The 14,042-nt window shown below is 64.0% G+C and carries 13 protein-coding genes; 7 read left to right on the top strand and 6 right to left on the bottom strand.

All coding sequences use genetic code 11. The features are described from left to right. Positions 1–455: 455 nt before the first annotated feature. Positions 456–1,328: an SDR family oxidoreductase gene (locus Q2941_RS18415; protein WP_027528237.1), complete on the bottom strand. Its 873-nt coding sequence runs from the start codon at positions 1,326–1,328 to the stop codon at positions 456–458. Between the two features lie 106 nt (positions 1,329–1,434). Here Q2941_RS18415 and Q2941_RS18410 point away from each other — a divergent pair, with 106 nt between their 5' ends. Together Q2941_RS18410 and Q2941_RS18405 are read left to right on the top strand one after the other, a co-directional pair. Further along, the gene (locus tag Q2941_RS18410; RefSeq protein ID WP_458193346.1) at positions 1,435–2,247 is read left to right on the top strand and encodes a crotonase/enoyl-CoA hydratase family protein; all 813 of its coding nucleotides are present in this window, start codon (positions 1,435–1,437) and stop codon (positions 2,245–2,247) included. 204 nt (positions 2,248–2,451) lie between these two features. Beyond that, entirely contained in the window at positions 2,452–3,999 is a 1,548-nt protein-coding gene (locus tag Q2941_RS18405) for an acyl-CoA synthetase (protein WP_458193345.1), read from the top strand. Here Q2941_RS18405 and Q2941_RS18400 read toward each other — a convergent pair. Next, a complete protein-coding gene (locus Q2941_RS18400) occupies positions 3,969–4,187 on the bottom strand; it encodes a hypothetical protein (RefSeq protein ID WP_458193344.1) in 219 nt (72 codons plus the stop codon). The two genes, Q2941_RS18405 and Q2941_RS18400, sit on opposite strands and share 31 nt — an antisense overlap. A gap of 68 nt (positions 4,188–4,255) precedes the next feature. Continuing rightward, positions 4,256–4,546, bottom strand: a complete 291-nt coding sequence (locus Q2941_RS18395) for a hypothetical protein (RefSeq protein WP_458193343.1) — start codon at positions 4,544–4,546, stop codon at positions 4,256–4,258. A 220-nt stretch (positions 4,547–4,766) separates the two neighbouring features. On the opposite strand from Q2941_RS18395, the gene Q2941_RS18390 reads away from it, so the two are divergent. Together Q2941_RS18390 and ppc are read left to right on the top strand one after the other, a co-directional pair. Further along, positions 4,767–5,171, top strand: coding sequence for a YccF domain-containing protein (locus Q2941_RS18390; protein WP_027528233.1), 405 nt, complete (start codon positions 4,767–4,769; stop codon positions 5,169–5,171). A gap of 225 nt (positions 5,172–5,396) precedes the next feature. Further along, positions 5,397–8,207 carry a phosphoenolpyruvate carboxylase gene (ppc, locus tag Q2941_RS18385; RefSeq protein WP_027528232.1) on the top strand — a complete coding sequence of 937 codons (2,811 nt, stop codon included), beginning with the start codon at positions 5,397–5,399 and terminating at the stop codon, positions 8,205–8,207. Positions 8,208–8,268: 61 nt separating this feature from the next. Here the strand turns inward: ppc and Q2941_RS18380 are convergent, their stop codons facing one another. The 3 genes from Q2941_RS18380 to Q2941_RS18370 all read right to left on the bottom strand — a co-directional run bounded on the left by Q2941_RS18380 (position 8,269) and on the right by Q2941_RS18370 (position 10,899). Further along, positions 8,269–9,183: an SDR family NAD(P)-dependent oxidoreductase gene (locus Q2941_RS18380; protein ID WP_027528231.1), complete on the bottom strand. Its 915-nt coding sequence runs from the start codon at positions 9,181–9,183 to the stop codon at positions 8,269–8,271. A 159-nt stretch (positions 9,184–9,342) separates the two neighbouring features. Further along, entirely contained in the window at positions 9,343–10,482 is a 1,140-nt protein-coding gene (locus tag Q2941_RS18375) for a thiolase C-terminal domain-containing protein (protein ID WP_458193342.1), read from the bottom strand. A 3-nt stretch (positions 10,483–10,485) separates the two neighbouring features. After that, positions 10,486–10,899: a Zn-ribbon domain-containing OB-fold protein gene (locus tag Q2941_RS18370; protein ID WP_254106978.1), complete on the bottom strand. Its 414-nt coding sequence runs from the start codon at positions 10,897–10,899 to the stop codon at positions 10,486–10,488. A 202-nt stretch (positions 10,900–11,101) separates the two neighbouring features. Here Q2941_RS18370 and Q2941_RS18365 point away from each other — a divergent pair, with 202 nt between their 5' ends. From Q2941_RS18365 to Q2941_RS18355, 3 genes are all read left to right on the top strand, one after another. Continuing rightward, the gene (locus Q2941_RS18365; protein ID WP_027528228.1) at positions 11,102–12,451 is read left to right on the top strand and encodes an amidase; all 1,350 of its coding nucleotides are present in this window, start codon (positions 11,102–11,104) and stop codon (positions 12,449–12,451) included. Beyond that, positions 12,444–13,130, top strand: a complete 687-nt coding sequence (locus Q2941_RS18360) for a DUF2848 domain-containing protein (protein WP_458193341.1) — start codon at positions 12,444–12,446, stop codon at positions 13,128–13,130. The genes Q2941_RS18365 and Q2941_RS18360 overlap by 8 nt, the downstream gene beginning before the upstream one ends. 157 nt (positions 13,131–13,287) lie before the next feature. Continuing rightward, on the top strand, positions 13,288–14,034 hold the full coding sequence (locus tag Q2941_RS18355; RefSeq protein ID WP_458193340.1) for a 2OG-Fe(II) oxygenase: 747 nt from the start codon (positions 13,288–13,290) through the stop codon (positions 14,032–14,034). Positions 14,035–14,042 lie beyond the last annotated feature (8 nt).

Here is a 14,042-nt window from a genome sequence, read left to right as displayed (position 1 = left end):
CAATCAATCAAGGCGGGGTGCGAGATCCCGACGGTCGCTGAGACCTCCCATAAACCTCGCAACGCCCGCCTCGACCCCACCATACGTGAGGCACCCAGACTTACGATCCATACCCCCAGCGAGAAATCGTGGCGCGAGATCGGAGTTAAGAGTCTTCGAACTCAATCCTGTGGTTATGGGCCCCGGGCTCGCGCTGTGCGCGCCCCGGGACGACGATTGAGAGCAATTCACCCGCCGGTCCTTCCCCGCTCTATCCGGCTCGCGCAGTTGGCGCCGGAAAGTCTTCGCGCGAAGACAAGGTAAGGGCTGGATGGTTTCGTGTCCCGGACGCGCTGCAACGCGGAGCGTTGCTGCGCAGAGCCGGGACCCAGACTTGATGTGGCCGAGATGGGCCCCGGCTCAGCAGCGCACCACGCCGCAAGTGCGGCGCGGTGCGCTGCGTCCGGGGCACGAGGTCACCCCCGCGCGGCCCGGTCCTTCTCGTTTTGCGCCTTGATACTCTCGCGGGCGGTGTTCCAGTCGTCGTCGCTCCAGTCGCGGAGCTGGTAGAAATTGCCGCCCATGGCGAGCGCCTGCGCGCCGTCCATGGCGATGGTCTCGCCGTTGATCCAGTCGCAGCCGCCGGAGATCAGGAACACAGCGAGGTTCTGTAGTTCCTCCATGGTGCCGACGCGGCCCATCGGGTTCATCGCCTTGGTGCGGGCGCCGGCCTCATCGCCCGGCTTGATGCGTTTGCTCATGCCCTCGGTTGGAATTTCGCCGGGCGCGATCGTGTTCAGCCGGATGCCGTGGCGGCCCCATTCGGTCGCAAGCGACATCGTCATGGCGTGGATCGCCGACTTGCTCATCGCCGACGGCACGACGTAAGGCGAGCCGTTGCGCACCCAGGTCACGGTGATCGAGACGACGTTGCCCGGCTGCTTCGCGGCGATCCAGCGCTTGCCCACCGCGTGCGTCACGTAGAACGTGCCGTGCATGACGATGTTGGCGACTGCATCGAAGCCGCGCGGCGAGAGCTCTTCCGTGCGCGAGATGAAGTTGCCGGCGGCGTTGTTGATGAGGTCGGTCAGCGCGCCATCGCGAAAGATGTTCTCGATCATCTCCTCGACCGCGAGCGCGTTGCGGATGTCGACCCCGTGGCTGGTGACGCGGCCGCCGTAGAGATCCATCAGCTCGGTCGCGGTCTCGTCGCACACGATCTTGCGCCGGCCACAGATGTGCACCTCGGCGCCGAGCTGGAGAAAGCGCGCCGCCATCGATTTGCCGAGACCGGTGCCGCCGCCGGTCACAAGGATGCGCCGGCCGGCCAGAAGATTTTCCTTGAACATGGCGTTTCCCCTCGGTGGATTTATGAGTTAATTGGTCGATTGACTAAATCCGGCCGCCGCCTTTCTGTAAAGCGGCTGCCGTTCAAGATCAGGGGAGAATTCGTCGATGGAAGAGCGCGTCTCGATTTCGATTTCGGAAGGCGTCGCCGACGTGCGCCTGGTGAGGGCGGACAAGATGAATGCGCTGGATCAGGCGATGTTTCAGGCATTGGTCGACGCAACCGACCGTCTTTCCAAAGAAAAAGGCGTGCGCGCCGTGGTGCTCTCAGGCGAGGGGCGGGCGTTCTGCGCTGGCCTCGACATGGGTCGTTTTGCCGCCATGAAGGAGAAGGGCGGCAACGGAATTCCGGGTGGCGAAAATCGCGATCTCACCGCGCGCACGCACGGCAAGGCGAATTTTGCGCAGCAGGCGGTGTGGGGCTGGCGTCAGCTCCCGGTGCCTGTCATCGCGGCGGTGCATGGCGTCGCCTTCGGCGGCGGCTTCCAGCTCGCGCTCGGCGCCGACATGCGCTTCGTCGCGCCCGATACGCGGATGTCGATCATGGAGATCAAATGGGGCCTCGTGCCCGACATGGCGGGCACGCCGATCCTGGCTTCGCTCGTGCGAGACGACATTCTGCGCGAGCTCACTTACACGGGGCGCATCTTCTCGGCGCAGGAGGCGATGTCATACGGCCTCGCAACGCGTATTTGCGATGATCCGCGCATCGCGGCGCTCGAAGTCGCGCGCGAGATCGCCGGCAAGAGCCCGGATGCGATCCGCGCGGCAAAGCGCATGCTGAATACTCTTTCGGTCGATCCGGCTCCCGCGCTGCTCGCCGAATCCGTCGAGCAGCAAAAACTGATCGGCAGTGCGAACCAGACCGAAGCCGTTCGGGCCAATATGGAGAAGCGCGCACCGAGGTTTGCTGATGAATAAATTGACTCTGTCATTCCGGGGCGATGCGACGGGACCGCGCGAGCGCGGCCCGGAGCATCGAGCCCGGAATCCATAACCACCATCGGGAGTATGGATTCTCAGATGCGCAATTGCGCATCATAGCTCGCGACTTCGTCGCGCCCCGGAATGACGACCGCATTGTGTCCACGCCCTTAAAACCCGACGAAAGATCGGAAAACAACAATGAGCGAAACGTCCCAACTCTTCCTTGGCCTCGCCTCCGGCGAGCGTCGCCGCAGCCACGCCGCAGTCGCCGACCGCGCGAACCGCATCGCAAGCGGCCTCGCCAAGCTCGGCGTCAGACAAGGCGATTGCGTCTGCATGCTCATGCGCAACGACATCGCCTTCCTGGAAGCCGCCTACGCAGCGATGCGGCTGGGTGCCTACGGCGTTCCGATCAACTGGCATTTCAAACCGGACGAGATCAACTACATCCTGCAAGACTCCGGCACGCGGGTTTTGATCGCGCATGCCGACATGCTGCATAGCCTGCGTGAGGCGATCCCTGAAAGCGTCATCGTGCTCAGCGTGCCGACGCCGCCTGAGATATTGAACACCTACAAGATCGATCCCGGTCATCCGGCAACACCGGATTTTGCGATCGATTTCGAGGCATGGCTTGCGCAATTCCAGCCCTATGACGGTCCCGTCGTGCCGCAGCCGATGAACATGATCTACACGTCGGGCACCACGGGCCATCCGAAGGGCGTGCGCCGGCACGCGCCGACGCCGGAGCAGCAAGCTGCCGGAGAGCGCATGCGCGCGATGATCTATGGCCTGAAGCCCGGATCCCGCGCGCTATTGCCGGGACCGCTCTATCATTCCGCGCCGAACTCGTTCGGCATTCGCGCAGGGCGGCTCGGCGGCGCGCTGGTGCTGATGCCGCGGTTCGAGCCGGAAGAGTTTCTGGCGCTGATCGAGCGCTTTTCGATCGACACCATCTTCATGGTGCCGACCATGTTCATCCGCCTGATGAAGCTGCCCGAGGCGGTGCGCGAAAAATACGACGTCTCCTCGCTGCGCCATGTGATCCACGCCGCCGCGCCGTGCCCGCCCGACGTCAAGCGCGCCATGATCGAATGGTGGGGGCCGGTGATCCACGAATTCTACGGCTCGACCGAATCCGGCGCCGTGACCTTCGCCACGTCAGAGGATGCGTTGAAGAAGCCCGGCACGGTCGGCAAAATCTCACCCGGCGCCGAGCTGCGTTTCATTGGCGAAGATGGCCGCGTGCTCGGTGTCGGCGAGATCGGCGAAATCTATTCGCGCATGCGCGAGAGCACGGACTTCACCTATCACAACAAGCCGGACAAGCGCACGGAGATCGACCGCGACGGCTTCATCACCTCGGGCGATGTCGGTTATATCGACGCGGACGGCTACGTCTTCATCTGCGACCGCAAGCGCGACATGGTGATCTCGGGCGGCGTCAACATCTATCCGGCCGAGATCGAAGCCGTGCTGCACGCCATCCCCGGCGTGCACGATTGCGCGGTATTCGGCATCCCCGATGCCGAGTTCGGCGAGGCGCTGATGGCGGTGGTCGAACCGCAAGCCGGCGTGATACTGGATGAGGTTTCCATCCGCGCCAGCCTGAAGGCACACTTGGCCGACTACAAGGTGCCGAAGCACGTGGAGATCCGAGCCCAATTGCCGCGCGAAGATTCCGGAAAAATTTTCAAGCGCCGCCTGCGCGACCCCTATTGGGAGCAGGCGGGCCGGAAGATCTGATGCTGAACGAATGCGAACCGCCAGAATTCGTATTTGAACCAGTCGAAATATTGTTGTGCCCCGAACTTGGTCCCGCTGTCGGGCCACCCCGTGCGCTCTGCAACGGCGGTGCTGGCTATCAACATATCGCGGCGATTGAGCTTGCTCTTGTCTGAGTTCGAGTTGTTTTCGTTGATCGATTTGGGCATTGCTTTCTCCGGCTGCGGGATGGACCTGAACCCGGCATGGCTTATCGAGCCCTTGATCGACGATGTGGCTATCGCAATTGCTCCACCTTTGCAGCCATGTCGGGATATCGGCTGATCCTGTACGTTGCGTTGTCACACGTCAGAACCCAGACCTCGTGATCCGGCTTTGATCGCGCGGTGTCCCGGTTCGCACGCTGAGGCTTGTTGCAAACGATACCTTGGCTGCGGATTTGAGCTGCCAGCATGTCCTTAAAGGTTTCGTCGGCAGCTTTTGCAATTGAGCGGAAAGGCACGCTGTCCGACAGCGGACCTCCAACGAGCAGAAAAGTTGCGATCGAGAGGTACTTGAACCCGCGCATGGCGAAATCTCCTCACGCGCCAAATTGAAACTAGAAGTCGCATCCTGCGATGTTGATTTAGATCAATCGAGATGTGCTTCGCTTCATTTCCGACGAGCCTCGCCGCCACGAGTGGGTGGCGAAAGTTGCGCGTGGTCAAACGGGAGCGGATCTCGGAGATGTCTTCGCAGCGATAGCTTTCGGGCTTATACAAGCACGATCATTGACCGCGGATTATCCCATGGCTCCGGTTTCTATTTTGCTCAACTTGCTCTGGATTCTCATCGGCGGTGCCTGGATGGCGTTCGGCTGGCTGGTGGCTTCCGTCATCATGGCCATCACCATCGTCGGCCTGCCCTGGGCGCGGGCGGCGTTCAACATCGCCGTCTACACGCTGCTGCCGTTCGGCTCAAAGGCGGTGCGGCGCGACGAGGTCACCGGCGCGAGCGATATCGGCACTGGCCCGCTCGGGTTGCTTGGCAATATCATCTGGTTCCTGCTCGCCGGCTGGTGGCTGGCGCTCGGCCACCTCGTTACCGCCGTGATCCTGGCGGTCACCATCATCGGCATCCCCTTCGCCTGGGCGCACCTGAAGCTCGCGGGCATCGCGCTCTGGCCGATCGGCAAAGCGATCGTACCGGCCTAGCGCCGACGGGCCACAATATCTTGTGTTTCTGGTTGGATGCGTCGGGCAAGCCCTACTTTGCATGGGGTTGATTTCGAGGAAATGGAAGTCCGCTTGCACCGTTCGGGCAAGACCTCGCCCGTTTGGCTCCGGTGTGCGCCGCCTCCAAGTTTATCTTGCACCGCGGCAAAAAACTTGCACACTCGCTGGGCCGGGAAGCCAAGGGACTTCGAAGGGAATTTAGCCATGTCCCTCCAGACCGTACCATCGGACGCAGCGATCGACCGTTCCAACCGCGCCGAGGAGGCCCAGGCGCTGGAGGCGGATGTCCGGCTGCGGGACGATATCCGCCTGCTCGGGCGCATCCTCGGCGACACGGTACGTGACCAGGAGGGCGCGGACGTGTTCGACCTGGTCGAGCGCATCCGCCAGACCTCGATCCGGTTCCACCGTGACGAGGACCGGCTCGCCCGCCGCGAGCTCGAGCAGATCCTCGACAGCATGTCGATCCCCGATACTCTGCGCATCGTCCGCGCCTTCAGCTATTTCTCGCACCTCGCCAACATCGCCGAGGACCAGAACAACATCCGCCAGATGCGCGCCCGCAGCGCGGCCAAGGAAACTGGATCACGCGGCGGATCGGGCGTACTGGCCGAGACGCTGGGCCATGCCAAGAGCGCGGGCGTGGGCGCCGACGCGTTACGCAACTTTTTCAAGGAGGCCCTCGTCAGCCCGGTGCTGACGGCGCATCCGACCGAGGTCCGCCGCAAGAGCACCATGGACCGCGAGATGGAGATCGCGGCGCTGCTGGACAGCCGCGAGCGCCTTGCCATGACGGCAGACGAGGCCGCGGCCAGCGACGAGCAGTTGCGGCGCGAGGTGCTGACGCTGTGGCAGACCAATCTGTTGCGCCGGACCAAGCTCACCGTGCTCGACGAGGTCGGCAACGGCCTGTCGTTCTATGACTACACCTTCCTTCGCGAGGTCCCGCGCCTCATCAACGCGCTGGAGGACCGGCTGGAGGAGGGCGGCGAGCAGGCGGCCGCCGAGCTCGCCTCGTTCCTGCGCATGGGAAGCTGGATCGGCGGCGACCGCGACGGCAATCCGTTCGTCACCGCCGACGTGATGCGCGGCACGCTGCGGCTGCAATCGAGCCGGGTGATGCAGTTCTATCTCAACGAGCTGCATGTGCTCGGCTCGGAATTGTCGATCGCGGCGCATCTCGCTGACGTTTCCGAGGAGCTGCGCGCGCTCGCCGAGCGCTCGCCCGACACCTCGCCGCACCGGAGCGGCGAACCCTATCGCCTCGCGGTCTCCGGCATTTATGCGCGGCTGACGGCGACGGCCGAAAAGCTCCAGGTCGAGATCACCCGCAGGCCGGTCGGCAAGGGCGCGCCGTACGAGAGCGTCAGGGAATTGCAGGCCGATCTCGACGTCCTGCACCGCTCGCTGATCTCGAACAATGCTCGCGTCATCGCCCGCGGCCGCTTGCGACTGTTGCGGCGCGCGGTGGATTGCTTCGGCTTCCATCTGGCGCGGCTCGACATCCGCCAGAACTCGGCGGTGCACGAGCGCACCATCGCCGAGCTGATCGATGCGGCAAACCCCGGAATGTCCTATCTCGCGCTCGGCGAGGAGGCGCGCATTGCGCTGCTCACCAACGAATTGCGCAGCACGCGCTCGCTGGTCTCGCAATTCGTCAAATACAGCGACGAGACGATGGGCGAGCTCAACGTCTTCCATGCCGCCGCGGAAGCACATGCGAAGTTCGGCTCGGACGCCATCCCCCAGTGCATCATCTCGATGTGCAAGGGCATGTCGGACATGCTCGAAGTGGCCGTTCTGCTCAAGGAGGTCGGTCTCGTCAATCCGTCGGGGCGCAGCGCCATCAACGTCGTGCCGCTGTTCGAGACCATCGAGGACTTGCAGGCCTCCTCCGGCATCATGGACCGCATGCTCTCGCTGCACGACTACCGCCGTCTGGTCGACAGCCGCGGCAGCGTGCAGGAGGTGATGCTCGGCTATTCCGACAGCAACAAGGATGGCGGCTTCGTCACCTCGGGCTGGGAGCTCTATAAGGCGGAGATCAATCTCGTCGAAGTGTTCGAGCGCCATGGCGTGCGCCTGCGCCTGTTCCACGGCCGCGGCGGCTCGGTTGGCCGTGGTGGCGGACCGAGCTATGACGCCATCATCGCGCAGCCGGGTGGCGCTGTGAACGGCCAGATCCGCATCACCGAGCAGGGCGAGATCATCTCGTCGAAATATTCCAACGCCGAAGTCGGCCGCAACAATCTGGAGATCCTTGCGGCTGCGACGCTGGAGGCGAGCCTGTTGCATCCGCGCCAGAGCGCGCCGCGGCGCGAATATCTGGCCGCGATGGATGAACTGTCGAGCCTCGCATTCAAGGCCTATCGCGGCCTCGTCTACGAGACCGACGGCTTCGTCGATTATTTCTGGTCGTCGACCGTGATCAACGAGATCGCGACGCTCAACATCGGCAGCCGCCCGGCCTCGCGAAAAAAGACCCGCGCGATCGAGGATCTGCGCGCGATCCCCTGGGTGTTCTCCTGGGCGCAGTGCCGCCTGATGCTGCCTGGCTGGTACGGCTTTGGCAGCGCGGTCGAGACCTGGATCGCGGAGCATCCCGACAAGGGCATGCCGTTCCTCAAAGAGCTCTACAAGGAATGGCCGTTCTTCCGCATGCTGCTGTCGAACATGGACATGGTGCTCGCAAAGAGCTCGATCGCGATCGCCTCGCGCTATGCTGAGCTCGTGCCGGACGAAGCCTTGCGCGAAAAGATTTTCGGCCGCATCCGCCGCGAATGGCATTCATGCATCGAGACGCTGCTCGATATCATGGGCCAGGACCGGCTGCTCCAGGGCAACCCGTTGCTCGAGCGCTCCGTGCGCCACCGCTTCCCTTATCTCGACCCGCTCAACCACGTGCAGGTCGAGCTCTTGAAGGAGCACCGCGCGCAGAATCCGGACGAGCAGGTGCTGCGCGGTATTCAGCTCACCATCAACGGCATCTCGGCGGGCTTGCGGAATACGGGCTAGCTTCACCGCCTGTCATTCCGGGTTCGGCTCTGCGAGCCGCCCCGAAATGACAGGCGGATGTTCACACCGGATCCCAGGTGAAGATGTCGGCCGAGCGATCGAGCTTGTAGAACGAGCCCTTGAGCGCCGGCATCGCATGCTCGGCGATCGACTGCGGCGTCCAGCCGTCGCTGCTCTGGACCGAGCGAATGGGACGCGACTGGCTCATCAGGAAGATTTCGTTCATGCGCACGGCAAAGATCTGCCCGGTGACGTCCTTGGCGGCGTCACTGAGGAGATAGGCGACGACCGGCGCGATCAATTCGGGCCCCATCTTCTGGATTTTCGCCACGCGCGCCTTCTCGGCCTCGGTCTCGGTCGGGATGGTGCCGATCATGCGGCTCCAGGCGAACGGCGAGACGCAGTTCGAGCGCACGTTGAAGCGGTTCATGTCGAGCGCGATCGACTTCGACAGGCCGACGATACCGAGCTTGGCGGCGGCATAGTTGGCTTGGCCAAAATTGCCGATCAGACCGGAGGTCGAGGTGAAGTGCACGAAGGAGCCGCTCTCCTGCTCGCGGAACAGCCGTGCGGCGGCGTGGGAGACGTAGAACGAGCCCATCAGGTGCACCTTGATGACGGCCTCGAAGGCTTCCACGCTCATGCGGTGGAAGATCATGTCGCGCAGAATGCCGGCGTTGTTGACGACGCCGTCGAGCCGGCCGAAATGATCGGTCGCGGTCTTGACGATCTTGCTGGCGGGAATGGCTTCCGCGACGCTCTCGAAATTGGCGACCGCCGTGCCACCGCGTTTCTTGATCTCCTCGACCACCTCCTCGGCGGGTGCGGCGCTGGAGCCCGAGCCATCCGATGCGCCGCCGGGATCGTTGACGACGACCTTGGCGCCCTCGGCCGCGCACAGCAGCGCGATCTCGCGTCCGATGCCGCGCCCTGCGCCGGTGACGACGACGACCTTGTCCTGCAGTGAATTCGTCATGTGGGTTCTCCGCTATCGATCCAATTTCCGTCGTCATTCCGGGATGCGCCGCAAGGCGCAGGCCCGGAATCCATACTCCCGATCGTGGTTATGGATTCCGGGCTCGTCACTTACGCGACGCCCCCATTGCGCAATTGCGCAATGTGGAATGACAGATGCCTACCTTTCGTTCGTAAACACGATAGTGCCGCTCGCAGCGAACATGCCGCCGACGCCGTGGCACACCGAAATCTTTGCGTTGGGCACCTGCGCCGGCGCGATGCCGCGCATCTGGCGCACGCTCTCCTGCAGCGCGTACATGCCGTACATGCCCGAATGCATGTAGGAGAGGCCGCCGCCATTGGTGTTGAGCGGCAGCTTGCCGCCCGGCCGCGTGTTGCCGTCGGCAATGAAACTGCCGGTCTCCTCATAGGGCATGAAGCCGAGATCGCCGAGGCCGAACAGGGGCAGATGCGCAAAGGCATCGTAGATCATGAGATGGTCGACGTCCCCATGCGCGATGCCGGCCTCCTTGAAGGCAAGGGGCCCCGCGACCTTGAAGGCACGCGAGGAATTAAAGGTCTCCATCTGGCTGACCATCGGCGTTTCGACGCTCTCGCCGGTGCCCATGATGTAGACCGGCTTGCGCGGAAAATCCTTGGCGCGGTCGGCCGAGGTCAGGATCAGCGCGCCGCCGCCGTCGGTGACGAGGCAGCATTGCAGCAGCCGGAACGGATAGGCGATCATGCGCGAGTTGAGGACATCAGCGACCGTGATCGGCTCCTTCATCATCGCGCGCGGATTCTTCGCCGCCCATTCCCGCTGCACCACCGCCACCATCGCAAGCTGCTCGTGGGTGATGCCGTAGGTCTTCATGAAGCGCAGCACGGGAATCGGGAACATGCTGGGTGGCCCGTACACGCCGAAGGGGGCTTCGAACTGGCCGTTGAGGCTGTCCTGCGCTGTAAAGCGCGGCTGCTTGCCGATCATCGACTTGCCGCTCTCGGCATGGGTGATCAGCACGTTCTTGCACAGCCCGGCCTCGATCGCCGCCGCGGCGTGACGGACATGCAGCATGAACGAGCACCCGCCGACCGAGGTACCGTCGACCCAGGTCGGCTTGATGCCGAGATAATGGCAGACCTGCTGCGGGGTCTCGACGGCGGTGGCAAAGCCGTCGATGTCGGAGAGCTTCAGTCCGGCGTCCGCAATGGCATTGAGCGCCGCATCCGCATGAAGCTGGAGCTGCGACATTGTGGGGATGACGCCGAGCTCGGTTGTTTCGGCTGCGCCCACGACGGCGACCTGGTTCCTGCGCATGGCCTATCCCTTCGCCGGACGGAACACGGGGAGGGTGATGGCGTCGTCGAGCTTCTGGAAGGCGACCTCGAGCTTCATGTCGAGCTCGAGCGCTTCCGGCGTCTGCGGACAGTCGATGATGTTGCTCATCATCCGCGGTCCCTCCGCAAGCTCGACCACCGCGATCGCGTAAGGCGGCGTGAAGCCCGGCGCGGCGGGGCGGTGATTGATCACGTAGCTGTAGAGAAAACCCTTGCCGCTCGCCTTGAAGACAGAGACTTTGCGCGAGGCGCAGGAGGGGCAGAACGGACGCGGCGGGAAATAGACATGCGCGCAGGCGTCGCAGCGTTGCAGGCGCAGCTCGCCCGCTTTCGTGCCGTCCCAGAAATGCTGCGTCTCCGGCGTCGGTTTCGGTCGCGCGCGCTGCGGTTCGGCCATTGCGGCAGATCCTCCCAAGCAAGTCCTCCCCATGGCACAGGCTTCGCGCCTGCCCGTTTCGATCTTGATGCGACAATTGACTATTGGGCGTCAACGGTCCAGCGATGAGTGTGCATGGTAAGTATACCGCCGCGCGCACAATGCTTGTGTCGAACTGAGTCAGCGCGATAGATTGCGCGTGCCAATATTCCGTGAGACAGACATGCCCAACTTTCCGACACTGGCGAAGCTTGCCGAAGACCTCGAGAGCGGCCGTACGACCTCCCGAAAGCTGGTTGAGGAATGCCTCGCCAGGATCGCCGATCCGGCCGGCGAAGGCCAACGTACCTTCGTCCATGTCGACAAGGCAGCGGCGCTCGCCGCGGCTGATGCGATGGATGGCTTGCGCAAGGCCAACGCGGTGCCGTCGCGCTATGCCGGCATTCCGATCTCGATCAAGGACCTCTTCGACATCAAGGGACAGACGACGCGCGCCGGCTCCCGCGCGCTCGACGATTCCGATCCGGCGGAGCACGACGCGGCGGTGGTGGCGCGGCTGCGCCGCGCCGGCTTCGTGGTGATGGGGCGGACCAACATGACCGAGTTCGCCTATTCCGGCATCGGCATCAATCCGCATTTCGGCACGCCGAAGGGCGCCTGGAACCGGGCCGAGGGCCACGTGCCCGGCGGCTCGTCATCCGGCGCGGCAGTGTCCGTGCTGGACGGCATGGCGCATGCTGCGCTCGGCACCGATACCGGCGGCTCCTGCCGCATCCCGGCGGCCTATAACGGCATCGTCGGCTACAAGCCGACGCAGCGTCGCGTGCCGCTCGATGGCTCAGTGCCGCTGTCATTCTCGCTCGACAGCATCGGCCCCCTGGCGCGAACGGTCAGTTGCTGCGCCGTACTCGACGCCGTGCTGGCGGACGAGCCGATCGTTCCGCTCAAGCCGCGGCCGGTGAAGGGCATGCGGCTTGCGGTGCCGACCACCATTGCGCTCGACGACCTCGACACGGCCGTCGCGCAGACCTTCGAGCGGGCGCTGGAAGCGCTCGCCAGTCACGGCGCTACCATCGAGCGCATCGAGATGTCGGAATTCCACGACATCGGCCCGATGAACGCCAAGGGCGGCTTTGCGGCCGCCGAAAGCTACGCCTGGCACCGCTATCTCATCACGGCCAAGGGCGACGTCTATGATCCTCGCGTCGCGGTGCGGATCATGCGCGGCGAGGCGCAAAGCGCGGCCGACTACATCGATCTCCTCAACGAGCGCCGCTCGCTGATCGCGCGGGTCAATGCGCGGATCGCGCCCTATGACGCGTTGGTGCTGCCGACCACTGCCAATACGCCGCCGAAGATCGCCGACCTTGCTGACGACAAGGCGTTCACCACGGCTAACTTGCGTGCCCTGCGCAACTGCACCCTGATCAACATGATCGATGGCTGCGCTATCTCGTTGCCTGCTCATCGCGAGGGTGATGTTCCCGTCGGCCTGATGCTGGCGGGCGCCGGCGGATCGGACCATCGCATTTTCGAGCTTGCTGCCGGCATGGAGGCCGTGATCCGTGTTTGACCTGACCTTCACCGTCGACGCCCAGGACACGACAACGCCGCTGACGCTTGCGATTGACCAGGCCGTTATTGCCGGCTGGACCGGCCGCGATCCCGTCGCGCGCGACAAGCACATCGCGGAGCTCGAGGCGGTCGGCGTTGCGCGGCCCGCGTCGACGCCGATCTACTACCGCGTCTCGGCGCGGCGGCTGACGATGGAAGACAGCATCGAATGTTCCGGCGGCGAGTCCTCCGGCGAGGTCGAGTTCGTGCTGATCGGCTGGCAGGGCCGCATCTTCGTCGGCTGCGGCTCCGACCACACCGACCGCAAGGTCGAGGCCTACAGCGTGACCGTCTCGAAGCAGATGTGCGACAAGGTCGTCGCGCCCGTGTTGTGGGAACTCGAGGACGTGATCGGCCACTGGGACAAGATGGTCCTGCGCTCGTACGCTTGGATCAACGGCGAGCGTGTGCTCTACCAGGAGGGCACGCTGGATGCGATGCTACCGGTTGCCGAGCTGATCGCGCGCGGCTTCGACGGCAAGAATCTGCCTGACGGTTGCGCCATGTTCGGCGGCACCTTCGCCGCCAAAGGCGGCATCCGCCCCGCCGACCGCTTCGAGTTCGAGCTGGAGGATCCCGTGCTGGGGCGCACGATCAAGCACGGGTATGACGTGGTGACGTTACCGGTGCAGGGCTGATCGATCGCGCCGTCATTGCGAGCGCAGCGAAGCAATCCAGAATCGCTCCGCGGTGGCAGTCTGGATTGCTTCGTCGCAAGGGCTCCTCGCAACGACGGGGAGAGACAGTCGGAAATCGGGTGGCGGCGGGCGGACCAGTCCTGCGAAGGTCGTAGCCATGACAGCAACAGCACGCAAATCACCTCATAAGCCATCCGTCGACCTCGCCGCCCACGTCGATACCCTCGACTGGTCCCAGATCACCGCTGAGCTCGACACCCAGGGCTGCGCCGTCCTCAAGGGCCTGCTCACGCCGGACCAATGCCGCGCTATCGCCACGCTCTATCCGGACGACTCCAACTTCCGCAGCCGCATCGTGATGAGCCGCCATGGTTTTGGCCGCGGCGAGTACAAATATTTTTCCTATCCGCTGCCCGATCTCATTACGCAGCTCCGGCCGGCGCTGTATGCGCATCTGCACGGCATCGCCAATCGCTGGAACGAGGCGATGGGAATCGATATCCGTTATCCCGCGGCGCATTCGGCGTTCCTGAAGCGCTGCCACGATGCCGGCCAGAGCCGGCCAACGCCGCTACTGCTGCAATACGAGGCCGGCGACTACAACTGCCTGCACCAGGATCTCTATGGCGAGCACGTGTTTCCGATCCAGGTCGCGATTCTGCTTTCCGAGGCCGGGCGCGATTTCACCGGCGGCGAGTTCGTGCTGACTGAGCAGCGTCCGCGCATGCAGTCGCGCGCCGAGGTCGTGCCGCTATTGCAGGGCGATGCGGTGGCTTTTGCCGTGCATCATCGCCCGGTGCAGGGGACGCGCGGCACGTATCGGGTTAATCTGCGCCATGGTGTCAGCCGGATTCGGTCCGGACAGCGCCACACGCTGGGTGTGATCTTCCATGATGCAAAGTGAGCGCGATC

The sequence above is a fragment of the Bradyrhizobium sp. UFLA05-153 genome, from assembly GCF_054185185.1.
This window is presented reverse-complemented; position numbering and strand designations above follow the sequence as displayed.